Source organism: Stenotrophomonas sp. C-A, from assembly GCF_054030835.1.
The window spans coordinates 739,150-755,849 of the sequence record NZ_CM132916.1; the positions used below are offsets into that span (position 1 = coordinate 739,150).

17 protein-coding genes and 1 pseudogene are annotated in these 16,700 nt (G+C 67.2%); 10 read left to right on the forward strand and 8 right to left on the reverse strand.

The features are described 5' to 3' along the window. Positions 1 to 16: 16 nt before the first annotated feature. On the reverse strand, positions 17 to 718 hold the full coding sequence (locus ACW5IY_RS03295) for an SGNH/GDSL hydrolase family protein (RefSeq protein WP_049435582.1): 702 nt from the start codon (positions 716 to 718) through the stop codon (positions 17 to 19). Positions 719 to 931: 213 nt separating this feature from the next. On the opposite strand from ACW5IY_RS03295, the gene ACW5IY_RS03300 reads away from it, so the two are divergent. From ACW5IY_RS03300 to ACW5IY_RS03345, 10 genes are all read left to right on the forward strand, one after another. Then, positions 932 to 1,327, forward strand: coding sequence for a diacylglycerol kinase (locus ACW5IY_RS03300; RefSeq protein ID WP_049435654.1), 396 nt, complete (start codon positions 932 to 934; stop codon positions 1,325 to 1,327). A 33-nt stretch (positions 1,328 to 1,360) separates the two neighbouring features. Continuing rightward, complete coding sequence (locus tag ACW5IY_RS03305) at positions 1,361 to 2,110, forward strand: TerC family protein (RefSeq protein WP_049435581.1); 750 nt, start codon at positions 1,361 to 1,363, stop codon at positions 2,108 to 2,110. A gap of 263 nt (positions 2,111 to 2,373) precedes the next feature. Further along, positions 2,374 to 3,534, forward strand: a complete 1,161-nt coding sequence (locus tag ACW5IY_RS03310) for an MFS transporter (protein WP_049435580.1) — start codon at positions 2,374 to 2,376, stop codon at positions 3,532 to 3,534. A gap of 536 nt (positions 3,535 to 4,070) precedes the next feature. Beyond that, the gene (locus ACW5IY_RS03315) at positions 4,071 to 4,691 is read left to right on the forward strand and encodes a LemA family protein (protein ID WP_043398066.1); all 621 of its coding nucleotides are present in this window, start codon (positions 4,071 to 4,073) and stop codon (positions 4,689 to 4,691) included. Between the two features lie 3 nt (positions 4,692 to 4,694). Continuing rightward, complete coding sequence (locus tag ACW5IY_RS03320; protein ID WP_049435579.1) at positions 4,695 to 5,564, forward strand: TPM domain-containing protein; 870 nt, start codon at positions 4,695 to 4,697, stop codon at positions 5,562 to 5,564. After that, positions 5,564 to 6,058: a TPM domain-containing protein gene (locus ACW5IY_RS03325; RefSeq protein ID WP_043398070.1), complete on the forward strand. Its 495-nt coding sequence runs from the start codon at positions 5,564 to 5,566 to the stop codon at positions 6,056 to 6,058. The genes ACW5IY_RS03320 and ACW5IY_RS03325 overlap by 1 nt, the downstream gene beginning before the upstream one ends. A 51-nt stretch (positions 6,059 to 6,109) precedes the next feature. Then, positions 6,110 to 6,997: a prolipoprotein diacylglyceryl transferase gene (lgt, locus tag ACW5IY_RS03330; protein WP_049435578.1), complete on the forward strand. Its 888-nt coding sequence runs from the start codon at positions 6,110 to 6,112 to the stop codon at positions 6,995 to 6,997. Beyond that, on the forward strand, positions 6,994 to 7,788 hold the full coding sequence (locus ACW5IY_RS03335; RefSeq protein ID WP_049435577.1) for a thymidylate synthase: 795 nt from the start codon (positions 6,994 to 6,996) through the stop codon (positions 7,786 to 7,788). The genes lgt and ACW5IY_RS03335 overlap by 4 nt, the downstream gene beginning before the upstream one ends. Then, positions 7,785 to 8,348 carry a hypothetical protein gene (locus ACW5IY_RS03340; protein ID WP_239682832.1) on the forward strand — a complete coding sequence of 188 codons (564 nt, stop codon included), beginning with the start codon at positions 7,785 to 7,787 and terminating at the stop codon, positions 8,346 to 8,348. The genes ACW5IY_RS03335 and ACW5IY_RS03340 overlap by 4 nt, the downstream gene beginning before the upstream one ends. A 13-nt stretch (positions 8,349 to 8,361) precedes the next feature. Continuing rightward, positions 8,362 to 8,853 carry a dihydrofolate reductase gene (locus tag ACW5IY_RS03345; protein WP_049435575.1) on the forward strand — a complete coding sequence of 164 codons (492 nt, stop codon included), beginning with the start codon at positions 8,362 to 8,364 and terminating at the stop codon, positions 8,851 to 8,853. 91 nt (positions 8,854 to 8,944) lie between these two features. Here ACW5IY_RS03345 and ACW5IY_RS03350 read toward each other — a convergent pair whose 3' ends face one another. From ACW5IY_RS03350 to lptD, 7 genes and pseudogenes are all read right to left on the reverse strand, one after another. Beyond that, positions 8,945 to 9,589 carry a DUF1287 domain-containing protein gene (locus ACW5IY_RS03350; RefSeq protein ID WP_049435574.1) on the reverse strand — a complete coding sequence of 215 codons (645 nt, stop codon included), beginning with the start codon at positions 9,587 to 9,589 and terminating at the stop codon, positions 8,945 to 8,947. Next, a complete protein-coding gene (locus ACW5IY_RS03355) occupies positions 9,586 to 10,608 on the reverse strand; it encodes a symmetrical bis(5'-nucleosyl)-tetraphosphatase (RefSeq protein ID WP_049435573.1) in 1,023 nt (340 codons plus the stop codon). The genes ACW5IY_RS03350 and ACW5IY_RS03355 overlap by 4 nt, the downstream gene beginning before the upstream one ends. Before the next feature lie 15 nt (positions 10,609 to 10,623). Continuing rightward, complete coding sequence (gene apaG, locus ACW5IY_RS03360) at positions 10,624 to 11,007, reverse strand: Co2+/Mg2+ efflux protein ApaG (RefSeq protein WP_005412297.1); 384 nt, start codon at positions 11,005 to 11,007, stop codon at positions 10,624 to 10,626. A 13-nt stretch (positions 11,008 to 11,020) separates the two neighbouring features. Then, positions 11,021 to 11,824: a 16S rRNA (adenine(1518)-N(6)/adenine(1519)-N(6))-dimethyltransferase RsmA gene (rsmA, locus tag ACW5IY_RS03365; RefSeq protein ID WP_005408139.1), complete on the reverse strand. Its 804-nt coding sequence runs from the start codon at positions 11,822 to 11,824 to the stop codon at positions 11,021 to 11,023. Continuing rightward, positions 11,821 to 12,801, reverse strand: a complete 981-nt coding sequence (gene pdxA / locus ACW5IY_RS03370) for a 4-hydroxythreonine-4-phosphate dehydrogenase PdxA (RefSeq protein WP_043398088.1) — start codon at positions 12,799 to 12,801, stop codon at positions 11,821 to 11,823. The genes rsmA and pdxA overlap by 4 nt, the downstream gene beginning before the upstream one ends. An 18-nt stretch (positions 12,802 to 12,819) precedes the next feature. Continuing rightward, positions 12,820 to 14,151: pseudogene (locus tag ACW5IY_RS03375) on the reverse strand (peptidylprolyl isomerase); the annotation flags it as partial. Further along, entirely contained in the window at positions 14,148 to 16,649 is a 2,502-nt protein-coding gene (gene lptD, locus ACW5IY_RS03380; RefSeq protein WP_010481829.1) for an LPS-assembly protein LptD, read from the reverse strand. The pseudogene ACW5IY_RS03375 and the gene lptD, both read right to left, overlap by 4 nt. Positions 16,650 to 16,700 lie beyond the last annotated feature (51 nt).

The following is a 16,700-nucleotide window of genomic DNA, read 5'->3' on the forward strand; positions in this document are numbered from 1 at the left end:
CCGGCGCCCGTCCGCCTCAGTTGCAGTTGACCTTCGGCGCCAGTGCCTTGGTCCAGATGTCATAGCCGGCCGGGGTCATGTGCAGCATGTCCTCGCGGAACAGCGACGCATCCGGCTGGCCATCGGTGCCGAGCATGGGTGTGTAGACGTCGGTGAAACCGGTGTTGGGCAGCTTGGCCAGGGCGGCCTTGATCAGCGCGTTGGCCTCGTTGATCGCCGGCAGCAGATGCGCACGCGATGGGCTCGGCTTGATCGACAGGTACTCGACCCTGGTCTTCGGCAGGTCGCGGTGCACGCGCTGCACGAAGGCAACCACATCGTCGCGCACCTGCACGGCGCTGCGGCCGCTGTTGAGGTCGTTGTCACCGGCGTAGAAGAACACCTTGCACGGCGCATACGGCACTACGATGCGGTCGGCATACCAGGTGCTGTCGCGCACTTCCGAACCACCGAAGCCACGGTTGAACACCGGCTGGCCGGGGAAGTCGGCTGCCAGGCCTTCCCACATGCGGATCGAGGAGCTGCCGATGAATTCGATGCCGCCCCGTGGCGGCGGGTTGGCCTGGTCGGCGCTGGCGAAGCGGGCCATGTCGCCGGCCCAGGCCACGTTGGAGACCTGCTCGGGCACGCGCGGCGGCTTGGTCGGGCTCAGCGCCTGGGCCAGGGGGGCGACGGTCAGCAGGCCCAGCATCAGCAGGCAGGTACGGCGACGGGACATCAGGCGCTCCAGCAGGGAAGGGGACAGCCATCATAGAAGCTGGGGCGGGCCGGGGCTTGCCCCTGGCAGTCCATTCACCGGGCCGGTGCCGGGATGCGGCTGGCGGCCTTGTGGCAAAATGGCGGCCATCTGCCTATCCCTGTGCACCCATGATTCCCTGCCGTGCGTCTGAGCGGTCGCTGCGCCGCGCCCCTGTTGCTGGATGTGCCACCCGTGGCTGATCAGTTCGGCCATCTGCCCCGCGGCCCGCGCCGCATCTTCCAGGCCGCCCGCTGGTCCTGGCAGGGCCTGCGCGCCGCCTGGCTGCATGAGTCCTCGTTCCGGCTGGAGGTCTACCTGCTGATCCTGCTGACCCCGGTCGCGATCTGGCTGGGCCAGACCCCGGTCGAGCGCGCGCTGCTGATCGGCTCGATGCTGCTGGTGCTGGCGATGGAACTGGCCAACTCGGCCATCGAGGCGGTGATCGAGCGCTACGGCAGCGAGATCCACGAACTGGCCGGTCGCGCCAAGGACATGGGCTCGGCGGCGGTGTTCGTGCTGATGATGAACGTGCTGCTGTGCTGGGCGCTGGTCGTGGTCCCGCATGCAATGGCCGGCAATTACGGCTGAAACCCCATTCCCCCACTGCCTTGAAGAGTTTCCATGTCCTTTGAGTTCCTCGCCGACCCCAATGCCTGGGTGACCCTGTTCACGCTCAGCGCGCTGGAAATCGTGCTCGGCATCGACAACCTGGTGTTCATTTCCATCGCGGTCAGCAAGCTGCCGGAAGAGCGGCGTCCGTTCGCACGCAAGCTCGGCATCGCGGTGGCCTGCATCACCCGCATCGGCCTGCTGGTGTCGCTGGCCTACCTGGCGCACATGGCGGCCAACCTGTTCACCGTGGCCGGCATGGGCATCTCCATCCGCGACCTGGTGCTGATCGTCGGTGGCCTGTTCCTGATCATCAAGGGCTGCATGGAGATCAAGGAACTGATCAGCGGTGGCGAGGACGAAGACCCCAGCACCACCAAGGCGTCGGCCGTGTTCGGCTACGTGATCGCCCAGATCGCGGTGATCGACATCGTGTTCTCGCTGGACTCGGTGATCACCGCCGTCGGCATCGCCGACCACATCCCGGTGATGGTGGCCGCCATCCTGCTGTCGGTGCTGGTGATGCTGCTGGCCGCCAACCCGCTGGGCCGCTTCATCGACGCCAACCCGACCGTGAAGATGCTGGCCCTGGCCTTCATCCTGATGATCGGTGCGGTGCTGATCCTGGACGGCCTGGACGTGCACGTGCCCAAGCCCTACATCTACGCCGCGATGGGCTTCTCGGTGCTGGTGGAGTGGCTGAACCTGCTGATGCGCCGCCGCGCCCGCGAACACCACGTGCCGGGTGCCGGCGACTGGTAAGCGCATGACCCCGAACCCCCGGCCAACGCCGGGGGTTCTTCGTTCTGCCTTGTAGAGCCGAGCCCATGCTCGGCTGACCGGCAGGAAGCAGCCGAGCATGGGCTCGGCTCTACACCGGAACCGCGGTTTTGGCACTCGCAGCGGAATTCCGGCATCCACTTGTGAACCAGGATCAACAGTGTTTTCCCAGGGCGAGGCTTAATCCGGAACAGCAGAGCGCGCAGGCTACGCACTCCCGATTCCCGCCCCCAGGAAACCCTCCCATGAATTCCAGAGCCGCCTTGCTGGCGCTTGCCGTCGGCGCCTTCGCCATCGGAACCACCGAGTTTGCGCCGATGGGCCTGTTGCCAGTCATCGCCGACGGCGTGGGCGTGGGCATTCCCACCGCCGGCATGCTGATCACCGCCTACGCCGTGGGCGTGATGCTGGGGGCCCCGGTGATGACGCTGCTGATGGGACGGTTCGGCAAGCGCACCGCGCTGATGCTGCTGATGTCGATTTTCGTGGTTGGCAACCTGCTCTCGGCACTGGCCCCGAACTACGGCCTGCTGCTGCTGTCGCGTCTGGTCACCAGCCTCAATCACGGTGCCTTCTTCGGCATCGGTGCGGTGGTCGCCGCCAGCCTTGTGCCTAAGGACAAGCAGGCTGCTGCCGTGGCCACCATGTTCATGGGCCTGACCATCGCCAACATTGGCGGCGTGCCGCTGGCCACCTGGGTGGGCCAGCAATTGGGCTGGCGCCTGTCCTTCGCCGGTACGGCGGTGCTGGGCCTGGTCGCGATCACCGCGCTGGGCTTCGCGCTGCCGGCGTCTGCGCCGGGTCCGCGCCCGGACGTGCGTCGCGAACTGAAGGCGATCGTGCAGCCGCAGGTGTTGCTGGCGATGGGCACCACGGTCCTCGGCGCGGGCGCGATGTTCACCCTCTACACCTACGTGGCGCCGGTGCTGACCGAGTTGACCGGTGCCTCCAACGCCTTCATTGCGATGTCGCTGGCCCTGATCGGTATCGGCTTCACCTTCGGCAACGGCATCGGCGGGCGCATGGCTGACTGGTCGCTGGATGGCGCCACCCGCATCCTGTTGGCCGCTTTGGCGGTGCTGATGTTCGTGCTGCCGTTGGCCTTCATGCACCATGCTACTGCGGCGCTGGGCGTGCTGCTGTTCGGCGCGGCAACCTTTGCGATCGTGCCGCCGCTGCAGATCCGGGTGATGCAGGCGGCCAGCGAGGCGCCGGGTCTGGCATCGTCGATCAACGTGGGTGCGTTCAACCTGGGCAATGCCGTGGGTGCGGCGCTGGGCGGTGCGGTGATCAGTTCGGGCCTGGGCTACGCGGCAATTCCGGTGGCCGGTGGCCTGCTGGCGGCATCCGGTTTGGTGCTGGCATGGCTGGGGCGTCCTCGCACTGCGGTGGCTGAGGCCTGCTGAGGGGGGGAGAGTTTCCGGCAGGGCTGCGCCCTGCACCCGCCGAGGCAACGTCAACGTCAAAAACGGGCTATCCGTGGGATGGCGGGGTGGGTCAGTTTGCGGGGGACGCCGCAAGTACGTCCGTGTAGGCTCGGTCGCGCCATCCATGGCGCTCACGCCCCCGCAAACTGACCCACCCCGCCTTCGACAGTTTTCCGCGATCTGTCGGAACGGCGTCCCGCTCTGGTAGGTGTCGACCTTGGTCGACACGAATGCCTGAAGAACCGCGTTTTGCTTTTGATTTTTCTTTTGATCTTCCCGCGGTGGGCAGGAAACCGTATGAGGCCGGGCGGGTGGGCGTGGCGGGGGTATCCGCGCCATGGATGGCGCGGCTAAGCCTCCAGGGACGGATTCACGGCGTCCCCCGCCATGCCCACCCGCCCGGACTACTCACGCGATCCATGAGCATGGCCACCGCGGAGGGGGCGGCGCCCGATGGCCGGTCTTTCACCCGAACCATGGCATGCTCGGCGCCAAGCCCACCCGGAACCTCCGCCATGCGCCTGTTCACCCGTGTCCTGCCCCTGATGCTGCTGGCCTCCCTGCTCTCCGGCTGTGGCTACAACGCCATCCAGCAGAAGGATGAAGCGGTCAAGGCCAGCTGGTCGGAGGTCATCAACCAGTACAAGCGCCGCGCCGACCTGGTGCCCAACCTGGTGCAGACCGTGAAGGGCTTCGCCAGCCAGGAAGAGCGCGTGCTGACCGAGGTCACCAACGCCCGTTCGCGTGTCGGCCAGATCAACGTCAATGCCGACGACGAAGCCTCGCTCAAGCAGTTCCAGCAGGCCCAGGGCGAACTCGGCAGCGCGCTGTCGCGGCTGCTCGTGGTCACCGAGAACTATCCGGAGCTGAAGTCCAACCAGAACTTCCGCGACCTGCAGGCGCAGCTGGAAGGTACCGAGAACCGGGTCACCGTCGCCCGCGGCCGTTACATCCAGCAGGTGCAGGACTACAACACCTACATCCGCTCGTTCCCACAGGTGATCACCGCCAAGATCTTCGGCTACAAGACCAAGCCGAACTTCACCGTGGAAAACGAAGCGCAGATCTCCAACGCGCCGGCGGTCGATTTCGGCAACGCGCCGCAGCAGCAGCCGGCACCGCAGCCGGGCCACTGACCCATGCGCCTTGCCACTGCGCTGCTGGCCCTGCTGCTGTGGCTGCCGCTGGCCTCGCAGGCGCAGCAGCTGGCGCCGGTTCCTGCGCTGGATTCGCCGGTGGTCGATACCACCGGCACGCTGGATGCCACGCAGAAGCAGGCGCTGGTGCAGCAGGCGATGGAACTGCAGCAGCGCAAGGGCAGCCAGCTGCAGGTGCTGGTGGTGCCCACCACCCAGCCGGAAGACATCGCGCAGTACACCACGCGCGTCTTCGACCAGTGGCAGATTGGCCGCAAGGGCGTGGATGACGGCGTGCTGCTGGTAGTGGCCAAGGATGACCGGCGCGTGCGCATCGAACCCGGCTACGGCCTGGAAGGCGCGATTCCCGATGCCATCGCCAACCGGGTCATCCAGGAATACCTGGTGCCGCGCTTCCGCAGCGGCGACTACGCCGGTGGCATCACCGACGCCACGGCGGTGCTGGTCAAGCTGATCGACGGCGAAACGCTGCCGGCACCGGTCAGCGGCCATCGCGGGCGTGATCCCAGCGGTGGCGGTGATACCTGGTTCCTGGCGCTGTTCATCGGTGTGTTCGCCGGCAGCATCCTGCGCGGCGTGTTCTCGCGGGTGCCGCGTCCGCTGCGTGGCGTGCTCGGCGGTGCCGGTGCAGCCCTGGCGGCGTTCCTGTTCACGTCCACGCTGCTGGCCAGTGGCCTGGCGGGCATCGTGGGCCTGATCGTGGCCATGCTCTCAGGCCACCCGGGCCGCTTTGCCGGTGGCGGTGGCTGGGGCGGTGGCAGCTGGGGCGGCGGAGGCGGCTTTGGCGGTGGCGGCGGCTGGGGCGGTGGTGGTGGCCGCTCCGGCGGTGGCGGTGCTTCGGGGGGCTGGTGATGATCCAACGACTGTGTCGTCATGTGTTTTCGCCGTCGGTACGGCGCGCGTTCCCGCCGGCCACGCTGCAGGCGATCACCGAGGCCATCGCGGCCGGTGAGCAGCGCCACGGCGGGCAGGTGATGTTCGCGGTGGAAGCGGACCTGCCGCTGGCCGCGCTGTGGCACAGGGTCAGCCCGCGCCAGGCCGCCGAACATGCCTTCGCCCGTCTGCGCACCTGGGATACCACCCATAACAATGGCGTGCTGATCTACCTGCTGCTGGCTGACCACGCCATCGAGATCGTCGCCGACCGGGGCCTGCACGGCCGGGTCAGCCCGGCGCAGTGGCAGCGGGTCTGCACCCACCTGCGCGAGGGCCTGCGTGGCTCCCATCCGGTGGAAGCGCTGCAGGATGCCATCGACGAGGTCTCCAGCCTGATCGAAGGGCACTTTCCGGCCTCGACGCGGTCGAACGATGACGCGTTGCCGAACTCGCCCCAGCTCCTTGGTTGAGCCGGGGCGGCACTGGCCCGAGAATAGGCGTTCAACCGCAAGGCACCTTCCATGATCTATTTCCACGACATCGACCCCATCGCCCTCTCGCTGGGGCCGATCAAGGTGCACTGGTACGGCATCATGTACCTGCTCGGCTTCACCGCCGCCTGGCTGCTGGGCCGCAAGCGCATCGCCGCCGGGCGCCTGCCGGGCGTCGATGCCAATGGTTTCTCCGACCTGCTGTTCTACGCCATGCTCGGCGTGGTGCTGGGCGGGCGCATCGGCTACATGCTGTTCTACGCGCTGGGCGATTTCCTGCACAACCCGCTGCTGCTGTTCAAGGTGTGGGACGGTGGCATGAGCTTCCACGGTGGCCTGCTGGGCGTCCTGGGTGCCTGCTGGTGGTGGTCGCGCAAGCACGCGCTGCACTTCTTCGACACCATGGATTTCATGGCGCCGCTGGTGCCGCTGGGCCTGGGCTTCGGCCGCATCGGCAACTTCATCGGCGCCGAGCTGTGGGGCAAGTACACCGACGGCACGTGGGGCGTGGTGTTCCCGTCCGGCCTGCCGGCGCCGCTGAACCAGCTCGACCACGCGACCCTGCAGGCGCAGTTCGCGACCGGCGCGTTGAACCAGTTCGCACGGCATCCCTCGCAGCTGTATGAAGCATTCCTGGAAGGCCTGGTGATGTTCGTGGTGCTGTGGACGGTGTCGGCCAAGCCGCGCCATCGCTATCTGGTCGGTGGCCTGTTCGCGCTGTTGTACGGCCTGTTCCGCTTCGCAGTCGAGTTCGTGCGCATGCCCGACAACGGCATTTACGTGGCCTTCGACTGGTTGACCCGCGGCCAGATCCTCAGCCTGCCGCTGATCGCCTTCGGCCTGGTGCTGCTGGTGATGTCGCGCCGCGCACCGGTGCTGCAGCCGCAGCTGCCGGTGGCCACCGAGGGCAAGGCATGAAGCCCTACCTGGACCTGCTGGCGCACGTGCTCGAACACGGTGCCGAGAAGAGCGACCGTACCGGTACCGGCACCCGCAGCGTGTTCGGCTGGCAGATGCGCTTCGACCTCAACGAAGGCTTCCCGCTGGTCACCACCAAGAAACTGCACCTGCGCTCGATCATCCATGAGCTGCTGTGGTTCCTGAAGGGCGACACCAACATCGGCTACCTGAAGGACAACCAGGTGCGGATCTGGGACGAGTGGGCCGATGCGAACGGCGACCTCGGCCCGGTCTACGGAAAGCAGTGGCGCAGCTGGGCCACCGCCGATGGCGGCGAGATCGACCAGATGCAGTGGCTGGTGGACGAGATCAAGCGCAATCCCGATTCGCGCCGGCTGGTGGTCAGCGCTTGGAACGTGGGCGAGCTTTCGCAGATGGCGCTGATGCCGTGCCACAACCTGTTCCAGTTCTACGTGGTGGACGGCAAGCTCAGCTGCCAGCTGTACCAGCGCAGCGGCGACATCTTCCTCGGCGTGCCGTTCAACATCGCCAGCTATGCGCTGTTGACTCACATGGTGGCGCAGGCCACCGGCCTGGGCGTGGGTGATTTCGTGCATACGCTGGGCGATGCGCACCTGTATTCGAACCACTTCGAGCAGGCGCGCGAGCAGCTGTCGCGTGAACCGCGCGCGCTGCCGACGCTGTGGTTGAACCCGGAGGTGACCGATCTGTTCGGCTTCCAGTTCGACGATATCCGCATCGATGGCTACGATCCGCACCCGGCGATCAAGGCGCCGGTGGCGGTATGAGTTCCCGATTGATTTCCAGCGGCCTGCTGGCGCTGTGCGGCATGTTGCCGCTGGCCATGGTGCAGGCCGGACCGGCCGATACGCTGTCGCTGGCCCGGCAGGTCAACGAGCAGATCGTGCACAAGCACATGCGCGAGGAAGTGCAGGCGTTCGCCGGGGCCTTCAACGGCAGCACGATGATGCCCCAGGATGTGCCGGAAGGCTGCCGGGCGCAGATGCGTGAGGCGGTAACCGGCATGTACACGGCGATGACCGAGCACCTGAAGGCGGGTGTCGAGGATCCGGCCTATCAGCGCACACTCGAGCAGCAGCTTGCCACCGTCTATTCCAGTGACCAGTTGCAGGCATTTCTGGCACGTCGTGCCAGCACCGACACTGCCGCGTTGTCGGCAGACATCCTGTCAGGACCGGGGCTGAAGGATATCGAAGAGGCGCAGAAGCAGAAGATCCTCGATGGCCTGGATGAGCAGTCCACGTCCAGCCCCGAGCTGGCAGCGGCGCTGCAGGCCGCCAGTGCCGCCAACGCTGCCTGCGAACGCCTGCAGATCGACGCCAGCTGAGGAGGTGGTAGCAATGAAGCTGTCGATGATCGTGGCGCTGGATCGCAACCGTGGCATCGGCCAGGGCAATGCCATGCCCTGGCACCTGCCGGATGATTTCAGGCACTTCAAGGCGCTCACCCTGGGCAAGCCGATCCTGATGGGGCGCAAGACGGCCGAGTCGATCGGCCGCGTGCTGCCGGGGCGGACCAACCTGGTGCTGACCCGCAGCGGCCAGGTGCCGTTCGAGGGCATGCGGGCGGTGGCGTCGCTGGACGAGGCGAAGGCGATTGCCGAAGACGAGGGCGCCAGCGAGCTGTGCATCATCGGTGGCGGCGAGATCTTCCACCAGCTGCTGGACCAGGCCAGTGACCTGTACCTGACCTGGGTGGATGCCGAAGTCCCCGCCGATACCCATTTCCCCGAAGTGGACGTGCGGGACTGGCGGGAAGTGAGCAGCGAGCTGCACACGGCCGACGAACGCCATGCCTACGCGTTCCGCTTCGTGCACTACGTGCGCCGCTGATCGTCGCAACGCCCCTGTAGCGTCGAGCCATGCTCGACTGCTGTCGGCGGACACATCGGGGAGCCGAGCATGGCTCGGATTACAGGATTGCCTACGGCCTCCGGTAATGCCCGATGATGGCATGCTGGAACAGCAGATTCTCTTCGCGCGTGCCGCGCGCGATGTTGTGCAGCACCAGCGGTGTGCCGTCGGCCAATTGCCGGTCGGAGACGATGCCCACGTGCAGCAGGCCGTTGCCGTTGAGCTTCCAGGCGACGATGTCGCCGGCCGCGTAGTCGGCGGCGAGGGCCGTGATCGGCTGCTGCCAGCCCTGCCGTTCGAACCAGCGCATCAGGTTCGGTACGCGGCGATGATCGATGTTGCGATCCGGTCGTGACAGGCCCCAGATCGCCGGATAGGCACTGAAGTTGCCGCGCATGTCTTCATGCACCTGCGCCTGCAGGTCCAGGCCCTGGCTGCGCAGGGCGCGCACCACCACGTCGGTGCACACGCCGCGATCAACCGGAACGTCTCCGCCGGGATAGGCCAGCACCTGATAGGCAGGGTCGTAGCGGGTGGTGACGCCGATCTGCGCGCGCGCTGCAGCCACCAGCGGCGGCGAAGGCGCCTGCGGTTGCGATGGCGTGTGACCGGCGTTTCCGCCGCCGGTGGGGGCCGGGGCCGAAGTGGGCTGGCAGCCGCTGGCCAGGGCCAGCGTCAGCAGCACCATCCATGGTGCCCAGCCGCGCCGCGTCATGCCTGCGGCGGGGGACTACTGTTGCCGGGGCCCGCGGAGCCACCACCACCGCCACCACGGCGACGACGACGGCGCGGGCCGCGATTGCCCGGGTTGGCGGCCGGAGCGTTACCGCCGCCCTGTTCCTTGCCCTGCGCCGACGCAGCCGGGCGCTCGTGCGCCGGGCGTGCTGGCGGGCGGGCGTTGGGCACGGGGGCGGGTACATCGCGGCCCGGCACCTGTACCACGCGCAGTTCGTCGGTATCGAGCTGGATCGCGGTCAGCTTGCCGCCCCAGACCGCGCCGGTGTCGATGGCGTGCACGCCCTGGGTGATGGTCAGGCCCAGCGCCGACCAGTGGCCGCAGACGACCTTGAGGTCGCGCTCGACCCGGCCCGGCACTTCGAACCAGGGATACAGCCCCTGTTCCTGCGTGCCCGGCGTGCCCTTGTCCTCGATGCCGATGCGCCCACGCGGGGTGCAGTAGCGCATGCGGGTGAGCACATTGATGATCGCGCGCGAGCGGTCGTAGCCGGACAGGTTGGGGGCCCAGCTCGGCTTGTCGCCATACATGTTGCGGAACAGCTTGCGGTAACCGGCGCCGTGCAGCTGCACCTCGACTTCGGCCGCATGCTTCTCGGCCATCTGCGTGGTCCACTTCGGCGCCAGGCCGGCATGCACCATCATCCAGCCCAGCTCGCGGTCCACGTGCACCAGCTTCTGCAGGCGCAGCCAGTCCAGCAGTTCGTCGCGGTCCTCGGCCTGCACGATGCGCAGCAGGTCCGGGTTGACCTTGCGCTGTTCCTCTTCGGTGCGCGCACCGACGGCCAGCAGCGAAAGATCATGGTTTCCGAGCACCACAATGCTGTGCTCGCGCAGCGAATGCACCAGCCGCAGCGTTTCCAGCGACTGGCCGCCACGGTTGACCAGGTCGCCGCAGAACCACAGGGTGTCCTGCGCCGGGTCGAAGCGGATCTTTTCCAGCAGTCGCTGGGTGACGTCATAGCAGCCCTGCAGGTCGCCGATCGCCCACACACTCATCGTTCGGCCTCCGTGTCAGTGCAGGGTACGCGGGATGGCCAGCACGAAAGGTGCGACCGGCGCGGCAAATTCGGTGCCGTCGTCGGCGACCATGTCGTAGTGGCCCTGCATGGTCCCGTGATCGGTCCCCAGCATGACACCGGACGTGTAATGGAAGTCTTCACCGGGACGCAGGCGCGGCTGCTCGCCGATCACCCCGTCGCCGTCGACATGCTCGACGCGGCCGTTGGCATCGGTGATGCGCCAGTGGCGTGCGACCAGGCGCGCGGCAACACGTCCTTGGTTGTGGATGCGGATCGTGTAGGCGAACGCATAGCGCCCGTCTTCCGGCGCGGATTGATCGTCGAGGAAGCGCGGTGCGACTTCGACGGAGATGGCATAAACGTCAGCGTCTTCCATACCGGCAGTGTAATCAGGAGGCATTGGCCAAGGCGATGAATTCGGCCACGTCCAGCTGTTCGGCGCGGGCATCGGGACGCACGCCGGCGGCAACGAACTGTTCGGCGGACACCACGTTGTTCAGGGCGTTGCGCAGGGTCTTGCGGCGCTGCCCGAAGGCGGCCTTGACCACCTCGGCGAAACGCTTGTGGTCGTTGATGTTGATCGTGGCCGGGTCACGCGGCACCAGCCGCACCACGGCCGAATCGACCTTCGGCGGCGGCCGGAACGCGCCCGGCGGCACCACGAACAGCGAGGTCACCTGGCAGTAGGCCTGCAGCATCACGCTGAGCCGGCCGTACACCTTGCTGCCGGGGCCGGCGGCCATGCGGTCGACCACTTCCTTCTGCAGCATGAAGTGCATGTCGCGGATCACCGCGGCATGTTCCAGTGCATGGAACAGGATCGGCGAGGAGATGTTGTAGGGCAGGTTGCCGACCAGGCGGATCGGCTGGCCGGCAGCCAGCTCGGTGAAGTCCACGCGCAGCACGTCGCGGTGGACGATGGTCAGCTCGCCCAGCGGCTCGGCGGCGGCGGTCAGCGGCGCGATCAGGTCGCGGTCGAACTCGATCACCGTCAGTTTCGGATGCACGCGCAGCAGCGGCAGGGTGATCGCGCCCTGGCCGGGACCGATCTCGACCAGGCGGTCACCGTCTTTCGGGTTGACCGCCATCACGATCTTGTCGATGTAGTGGCGGTCGGCCAGGAAATGCTGGCCAAGCTGCTTCTTGGCCGGGGCGGTGAACACCGGGCCGGAGGGGGAATGCGGGGAATTCATGCGCTCAGTGTACGTTGCCGCGCAAGCTGCGCACACAACGTCGTGGCCGCCTGCAGGCTGGAAGGATCGGCAATGCCGCGCCCGGCCAGATCCAGTGCCGTGCCATGGTCCACCGCCACGCGCGGGTAGGGCAGGCCCAGGGTCAGGTTCACCGCCTGCTCGAAGCCCGAATACTTCAGCACCGGCAGGCCCTGGTCGTGGTACATCGCCAGCACGGTGTCGAAGCCCGCCAGCTTGGCCGGCAGGAAGGCGGTATCGGCCGGCAGCGGCCCGATCAGGTCCATGCCCTCGGCGCGCAGGCGCTGCAGCAGCGGAATGATCAGGTCCAGCTCCTCACGACCCAGATGGCCGTCTTCGCCGGCGTGCGGATTCAGGCCGAGCACGGCGATGCGCGGCGCAGGCAGGCCGAACTCGCGGCGCAGGGCGGCATGCACGGTGCGCAGGGTGTGTTCCAGGCGGGGCGCGGTGATCGCGTCGGCCACCTCGCGCAGTGGCAGGTGGGTAGTGGCCAAGGCCACGCGGACGATGTGGTTGGCCAGCATCATCACCACCTTCACCCCGGCCTGGTCGGCCAGCAGTTCGGTGGTCCCACTGTAGGCGATGCCGCCTTCGTTGATGACCGCCTTGTGCACCGGGCCGGTGACCACGCCGTGCAGTTCGCCGGACAGGCAGGCCTGGCCAGCACCGAGCAGGGCAGCGATGACGGCACCGGCATTGGCCGGGTTGGCCTGGCCGAAGTGGCTGGGCACGGTATTGGCCACAACGCGCACACGCAGATCGCCGGGGACGCGTGCTTCGGCGTCCTCGGGCAGCAGTTGCAGGGGCAGGTTCAGCGCGGCGGCGGCCGCGCGCAGGGTATCCGGGTCGGCGAAGGCCAGCAGCCGGCAATCTTCACGCGGCTGCTGGACGAGGCGGACACACAGCTCCGGGCCGATCCCGGCGGGCTCGCCCGGTACCAGAGCGAGCTCGGGACGCATCGGTCAGGACTGCGGCGGCGTGGCGGTGTTTTCCGCGCGGTCGCCGCTGCGGAAGCTGACGTAGGCTTCGCCACGCAGTTCCTGCAGGAAGCGGTTGTACTCGTCTTCCAGCTTGCGGCGGCCGATGGTCTCGCGGACCTGGGCACGCTGGTTGTCGGTGGTCACGTCGGTCTGGCGGGTGCCCACGCGCTGCACGATGTGCCAGCCGGCATCGGTGCGGAACGGCTGGCTGACGCCGCCATCCTGGATGCCGGATACCTGCTGGCCGAACGCCGGACCGAACGCGTCGGCCGGGAACCAGCCCAGATCGCCGCCCTGGCCCTTGCTGTTGTTGTCCTCGGAGGACTCCTTGGCCACGGTCTCGAAGTCCGCGCCACCGGCGATGCGGGCGCGCAGGGTATCGATCTTGGCCTTGGCGGCAGCGTCGCTCTGGTGATCGTCCACGCGCACCAGGATGTGGCGGCCGTGGTACTCGGTGACCGTGTGCTCACCACCGCTGGCGGCGCTGGCATCACGCACTTCCACCAGCTTCAGCAGCTGGAAACCGCTGGGGCCGCGGATCGGGCCGACCACTTCGCCGGGCTTCATCTTTTCCATCATCTGCGCGAAGGCCTGCGGGATTTCATCCAGGCTGCGCCAGCCCAGGTCGCCGCCTTCCAGCGCGTTGGGGCTGTCCGAATAACGCACGGCGGCCGCGTTGAAGTCCAGCTCACCCTTGTCCAACAGGGCCTTCACGCCTTCAGCCTTCTTCTGGCCGGTGGCGATCTGGTCGGCGTTGGAGCCGTCGGGCAGGGCGATCAGGATGTGCGCCAGGTGGTACTGGTTGCCCACCGTGGCCTGCTGCTTCAGGGCGGCGTCGACTTCGCCCTCGCTGACACTGATGCGGCTCTGCGCGAAGCTCTGGCGCAGGCGCTGCACGGTGATTTCATCGCGCACCGAAGCGCGGAAATCGTTGAAGTCGATGCCGTCGTGAGCCAGGCGCTGGCGCAGTGCATCCAGGTTCGAGCCGTTCTGCTGGGCGATGGCATTCATCGCCTGGTTCAGCTCCTGGTCGCTGACGCGGATGCCGCTGCCCTGGGCGCGGGCTACCTGCAGCTTGACCAGCACCAGGCGCTCGAGCACCTGGCGGCTGAGCACGTCTTCCGGCGGCAGCTGGTTTTCACGGCCGGCGTACTGCGCCTTGATGTTGGCGATCGCACGCTGGAGCTCGCTCTGCAGGATCACATCCTCGTCGACGACGGCGGCGATGCGGTCCAACGGCTGCGCCTCCTGCGCGAGCACCTGCAGGGGGGCGGACACGCTGGACACCGCCAGCAGGGAGGCGAGAAGAACGGGGAAGCGCTTGGTCATGGGATCTGATTCGGATCGTAGTCATCCCGGGTCGCCCCGGTGTTGCTGGGCGGCACGAGATAGAGGTCGTCGCGGTTGTAGCCGAGGATAGCACGGCGCAGCGTACGGTCCGTGTCCTGGCCGATGGAGCTGAGGCCCTTGAGCACGAACTCCAGCTGGAAGGAATTGTTCATGTCGCCTTCGCGGTTGCGCACGTAGCGGCGGGCCACCGCACGTACCGCCAGGCAGCAGCTGTCCCACTGCACGCCGGCGATGATCTCCAGCGGTTCCTTGTCCTGCAGCGAGTAGTAATACCGGCCCACCAGGCTCCAGCGCGCGTTCAGCGGGTACAGGAACGACAGGTCGGCCTGCTCCAGCAGGGTCCGGTCATGCTTGTTGGCGGTCGCCGGCGCGCCAGCGTTGATGCGGTAGCGGTAGCTGAGGTTGATCACGCCATCGTTGGGCATCAGATAGCGGGCGCGGACGCTGGCCAGATCCTCGCGCTTGTACTTCGGGTCCCACTGGTAGGTGGCGCCCAGGGTCCAGCGGTCGTTGATCATGTAGTTGCCGTCGGCGATCCAGGCCGACTTGCCCTTCTCCACCGGTGCGCCGCCCGGCGTGGTGCTGACCCGCGATTCGTCGAAGTACTGGATCTGGCCGATCGCGGCCGAGAAGCGTTCCTTGCCGGTGGTCTGGTCGATGAAGCGGGTGCCCAGTGCCAGGGTCAGCTGGTTGGCATCGTTCTGGCGGTCGGCGCCGGTATAGCGCGAGTCGCGGAACAGCTGGCCCCAGCTGAAGGTGAAGTCACGGGTGTCGAAGATCGGCAGCTCGTCCTGGTTGCGATAGGGCGTGCGCAGGTAGAACAGGCGCGGCTCCAGGGTCTGCAGGAATGACTTGCCACCGATCGACGTCTCGCGATCGAAGAACAGGCCGGCATCAAGGCTGCCGATCGGCAGGCTGCGGCTGGGCGATGTATTGCCGCGCAGCTGTTCCGGGGTGGCCGTGGCCGGGTCGATGCCCTGCGAGCGCAGGATCTGGGCCTGGATGCCGTTGACGCCGTCGACCAGGCCGCGGTCCAGCTGGTAGGCCGTATAGCGGTAGGCCAGGGTCGGGGTGATGTACCAGGCCGCGCCACTGATCGGGAACGATACGTACGGCTTCACGTCCAGGCGCGAGCCACCACTGATGCCAAGACCGGATGTCTGCTGGATGCCGTTCCGCGTGTACTGCAGATCCGTGCCCCGGTCCGGTCCGTACTTGAAGTTGACGTCGTCGTGGGTGAAGCGCACCGCTTCGGTGTAGATGCCGGTTTCCAGCCACGGCAGCACCGGCTTGTTCCAGTTGAAGAACAGGCGTGGCTCGCGGTTGTAGGGCAGGGCGCGCTCGTCGAGGGTGTAGTCGGTCAGCTGCCAGCGGTCGGCCATGATGCCGGCCGTCCAGTTCTGGCCGGTGCCGTACAGGCCGATGGTGCTCTGCAGGTTGGAGGCGGTCACGCCCACCAGGCGGTTGGCGAAGTCCTCGACATAACGCTCGTCGCTCACCCAGGCCAGGTTGGCGCGGGCCTGCCAGTGGCTGTTCACGTTGTGGTAGCCGTCGAACATCACCCGGCCGCGGTCGCGGTCGCGCAGCTTGTCGCTGGGCATGTAGCTGGTCAGCACCTCGCCACGGCCGCCGTTGTAGAGGTAGCGGAACTCGTTGTCGAGCAGCAGGCCGCGCCGGCTCATGTAGCGCGGGGTCAGGGTGTCATCGTAGTTCGGCGCCAGATTGAAGTAGATCGGCTGCGCGTAATCGAAACCGTTGCGGCCGGACATGCCCAGCTGCGGGAACAGCAGGCCGGTCTTGCGGCGGTCATCGATCGGGAACTTGAAGTAGGGCGCCCACAGCACCGGCACCTTGCCGATGCGCAGCACCGCGTTGCGGGCCGTGCCGAAGCCTTCGTCGTTGTCCACTTCGATCTGCGGCGCCGACAGCTTCCATACCGGCTGCGACGGGTCGCAGGTGGTGTAGGTGGAGCGGTGCATCTGGCCGACCGCGCCCTGCAGGTCGACCGACTCGGCATCGCCGTTGCCCCGGCGTGACACCAGCTGGTACTTGATGTCGGAGATCTTGTGGGTGTCGCTTTCCTGGTTGCCTTCGGCACGCTTGGCGACCATCCGGATCGACCCGTCCTGGTAGCGGACATTGCCGTCGGCGATGTAGTTGCCGGTCTCGGTGTCGAAGCTGAGCTTGTCGGTACCGACGAACTGGTCACCCCGGCGCAGCGCCACGTTGCCCTCGTACTGCGGCACGGTGGTGGTGCCCAGCAGCTGGTCACCTTCGATGTCGGTCGGCTGGTTCTCGCGGGCGGCCGCGGCGGCAGCCTTGTCCTGGGCCGGGACCGGGGTGGGGGCGTCGGTGAATGCGGGAATGACGTCGGTGGCCGGGCACAGGCCCCAGTTGAGCGGCTTATCATCGGCCATCGCCGGCAGGCTGATGGCGATGCTCAGAGGCAGGGGAAGCAGGCGGAGGGCTCGGCGCACGCGGTTCGGATTCGGGCGAAAACGGACGGTAGCTTGCCCCATCCCTTGCAT

Excerpts from the sequence above, each read along its gene's own strand:
- ACW5IY_RS03335 (WP_049435577.1), top strand. The coding sequence starts at position 6,994 with ATGAAGCCCTACCTGGACCTGCTGGCGCACGTGCTCGAACACGGTGCC.
- ACW5IY_RS03355 (WP_049435573.1), bottom strand. The coding sequence starts at position 10,608 with ATGAGTGTGTGGGCGATCGGCGACCTGCAGGGCTGCTATGACGTCACC.
- apaG (WP_005412297.1), bottom strand. The coding sequence starts at position 11,007 with ATGGAAGACGCTGACGTTTATGCCATCTCCGTCGAAGTCGCACCGCGC.
- ACW5IY_RS03350 (WP_049435574.1), bottom strand. The coding sequence starts at position 9,589 with ATGACGCGGCGCGGCTGGGCACCATGGATGGTGCTGCTGACGCTGGCC.
- ACW5IY_RS03310 (WP_049435580.1), top strand. The coding sequence starts at position 2,374 with ATGAATTCCAGAGCCGCCTTGCTGGCGCTTGCCGTCGGCGCCTTCGCC.
- ACW5IY_RS03340 (WP_239682832.1), top strand. The coding sequence starts at position 7,785 with ATGAGTTCCCGATTGATTTCCAGCGGCCTGCTGGCGCTGTGCGGCATG.
- rsmA (WP_005408139.1), bottom strand. The coding sequence starts at position 11,824 with ATGAATTCCCCGCATTCCCCCTCCGGCCCGGTGTTCACCGCCCCGGCC.
- ACW5IY_RS03315 (WP_043398066.1), top strand. The coding sequence starts at position 4,071 with ATGCGCCTGTTCACCCGTGTCCTGCCCCTGATGCTGCTGGCCTCCCTG.
- ACW5IY_RS03305 (WP_049435581.1), top strand. The coding sequence starts at position 1,361 with ATGTCCTTTGAGTTCCTCGCCGACCCCAATGCCTGGGTGACCCTGTTC.
- ACW5IY_RS03345 (WP_049435575.1), top strand. The coding sequence starts at position 8,362 with ATGAAGCTGTCGATGATCGTGGCGCTGGATCGCAACCGTGGCATCGGC.
- ACW5IY_RS03295 (WP_049435582.1), bottom strand. The coding sequence starts at position 718 with ATGTCCCGTCGCCGTACCTGCCTGCTGATGCTGGGCCTGCTGACCGTC.
- ACW5IY_RS03320 (WP_049435579.1), top strand. The coding sequence starts at position 4,695 with ATGCGCCTTGCCACTGCGCTGCTGGCCCTGCTGCTGTGGCTGCCGCTG.
- lgt (WP_049435578.1), top strand. The coding sequence starts at position 6,110 with ATGATCTATTTCCACGACATCGACCCCATCGCCCTCTCGCTGGGGCCG.
- ACW5IY_RS03325 (WP_043398070.1), top strand. The coding sequence starts at position 5,564 with ATGATCCAACGACTGTGTCGTCATGTGTTTTCGCCGTCGGTACGGCGC.
- pdxA (WP_043398088.1), bottom strand. The coding sequence starts at position 12,801 with ATGCGTCCCGAGCTCGCTCTGGTACCGGGCGAGCCCGCCGGGATCGGC.